The following is a 2,686-nucleotide window of genomic DNA, read 5'->3' as shown; positions in this document are numbered from 1 at the left end:
AATAGTTTCATGGTTCGTTAGTATTAGTGTGGTAAGTAGAATCGTTTTCTAAGCCCTGTGAACAAATCGCTTTTGGTATACGAATCGAAAATAGTTTCAAATGCGATTTAATAAAATACCTAATTTTAGGTATATGTGAGTGTCTTTCAAATGAAGTTAAAAAATAGTATCTATATCTAAATGGAAAAAAGTAAAAAAAAAGCCATCAATCTTATTAGTTTTAGAAAAAAGTTCTACCATTTATATGGGTATTGGCATGTAGATTAATTCTGTTTTGAGAGGTAAAATAATATCTACATATGAAGTTGATTACTAATGTGTAAGAAGATATGATTTTTTACGAAGCGCATAAATTATCCGGATTTCAAGCTTTTTGGCATTTATGCTACTATTTCCCGAACGAAAAGACAGAGTTTTACTCCAATAAGGTCATAGGGTTTAAGCGAGGGGGACAGAGTGAGATTGAATTCTGGGAAAACTGGGTCGCATATGATTTTCTTCACAGTATTTTCAAGACGATTTCTTTTGAGTTGGTGATCAGAGTGTTGGGACACGATGAGCTTGAGGCAAAAGACAAAAGACCGTTGGACGTAATTGGGAGCAGAATTGCTGCGGTGAGAGATTCCGTTTACAAGCCAGATATAATTGGGAAATTGCGAGTGAATAAAAAGCTATCGTTTATCAATTCTAAGGTTGAGAGAGAAAGTGAATTAAAAGATAATTATTATATGGTTGATAAATCCTACAAGGAGTTTGGCGGTAATGTCCTTATAATTGATGATATTAAGACTTCCGGAACATCAATGCTTGCCATTCGAGAACTTCTTACGAATGAAGGCTTCAAAGGGAAGGTTTATGGGTTCTCATTGGCCGTGACTGAAAAGTTCGACCAGGGCAAGAATGATGATATTGAAATACCAGAAAAATAGATGCATAGTGTAAGATCTTCAGATTGGATTATTTCTCTGTTATGCTTGAGAGGCATAGGCAGACGGAAGGCGTTGGACGTAGTTCTATCTAACGGCGATCTAGTTGGCGATGAAAATCTTTTCGAAGTATTGAACGAAAATAAGGAACACCTCAAAATCAGAGAATTACAAAAGGAACAAATTGATCGGGCTATTGAAGCTAAAAATAAAATTGTTGGCAACTCGTTCGAAAATGAAATTAAGTGGGTGACGATTGTGGAAGAGGACTACCCAAAGAAACTTAGAGAGATTCCTGATCCTCCGGTTATTCTTTATTATAAAGGGAACATTCGCATGGCCAATGATATTCCAGGTGTAGCAATAATTGGTACTCGTAATCCCACTGGTCATGGAATGGAGGTTGGCAAAAGGCTGGGCTTTAGGTTCACATCTGAAGGATTTAATATCGTCAGTGGTCTAGCTGTTGGATGCGATACTGCCGGGCATGAAGGTGCCTTGGAAGGCAGTGGTAAAACGACAGCTGTTCTCGCTCAACCTTTAGACAAAATCTACCCCAAAGAAAACCGTCAACTCGCTGATCGCATACTTGAGAGCAATGGTTTGCTTTTGACCGAATATCCGCTTGGTGCCAAAACGGGAAGAAGCTCCTTTGTAGAAAGAGATAGGATTCAGGCAGGACTGTCTACAGCAACTATTGTTGTTGAAACGGATGTTAAGGGAGGAACGATGCACACCGTTGGATTTACCTTAGATTATCATAGAATGCTGTTCGCATATTTTAATGATCGAAAAATCGGCTATCTGGATAACAATCAAACCAAGGGTAATCAAATGCTCATTCGGGAAAATAAGGCATTTCCTATCTCAAGTGAAGAGGATATCCTTTCTATTGTGCGAAGGATACGATTAAGCGATAAAGTTAATAACGGTTCGAACTCAACAGGTGTGCCCCAAATTCTTTTGGAAAAGCAACGGACGCAAGGTTCTAATCAACTAAAAATATTTTGATGGAGCTTATCTTTGATCTAGATAATACCATTATTAATTCAAATGCGGCTTTAACTTTCAGGGAACAAAGAGTCTGGAAATCAGCGTATGACCAAATCCCTAACTTTGTCCCTTTCGGTGAACTTATTCCAATTATTCAAAAGCTTGCTGTCTCTCATCGTGTATTTATAGTTTCTTCTAGTCCTGCTTCTTACATTCGTCGGGTGTGTGAATTTTGGCAAATTCCGTATTCTGGGATAATAGCCTATCACGATACAAAAAAGCACAAGCCCCACCCAGAACCTTTTTTGACTATTCTGGAAAGGTTTAATCTGAGCGCCGACAATTGTATTTCTTTTGGGGATCAAGAAAGCGATATCGTCGCGTCTAAAGCTGCGAGAATTATCAGCGTCGGCTGTTTGTGGGGTGCTGGGGATATTGAAAGGCTAATCGAGTCTGGGCCCTCCTACCTCCTGAATACGCCTGGAGAAATTTTTGATGTAATTAGTTTTTAGACTTTTCACGATTGCTTCTATTGTGGATGAGAATGGGGATGTTCCTTTTTTAGTTGAACCAGTTTTCTTGGCAACAAAGAATAAAGCCTTTGTTTCAAATGCCCCTAAATAAAGGTTATGCAATGCAACAATGGCTTAATGATCGGTCGAACGTGCATGACTTGAATTAGATTGAATCGTAATTGCTCCGAAACGTCATAGCCAGATTGAAAAAATCCTCCTAACAGTCTCAACTTATTCAGCTTACCGGTTTTT

The 2,686-nt window shown here is 38.5% G+C and carries 3 protein-coding genes; all 3 read left to right on the top strand.

Annotated features, from left to right (window positions below; genetic code table 11):
- The first annotated feature begins 329 nt into the window (after window positions 1-329).
- Window positions 330-929, top strand: coding sequence for a hypothetical protein (locus tag AAC037_RS23260; RefSeq protein ID WP_339905996.1), 600 nt, complete (start codon window positions 330-332; stop codon window positions 927-929).
- 72 nt (window positions 930-1,001) lie between these two features.
- Window positions 1,002-1,937 (top strand): DNA-processing protein DprA, encoded by a 936-nt coding sequence (locus tag AAC037_RS23255; RefSeq protein ID WP_339905994.1) that lies wholly within the window; start codon window positions 1,002-1,004, stop codon window positions 1,935-1,937.
- Window positions 1,937-2,431, top strand: a complete 495-nt coding sequence (locus tag AAC037_RS23250; RefSeq protein WP_339905992.1) for an HAD-IA family hydrolase — start codon at window positions 1,937-1,939, stop codon at window positions 2,429-2,431. Before AAC037_RS23255 ends, AAC037_RS23250 begins: the two co-directional genes overlap by 1 nt.
- Window positions 2,432-2,686 lie beyond the last annotated feature (255 nt).

The sequence above is a fragment of the uncultured Cyclobacterium sp. genome, assembly GCF_963976465.1.
GTDB lineage: Bacteria > Bacteroidota > Bacteroidia > Cytophagales > Cyclobacteriaceae > Cyclobacterium.
The sequence above is the reverse complement of the archived record's forward strand: the minus strand, read 5'-3'. Positions and strand labels throughout refer to the sequence as shown.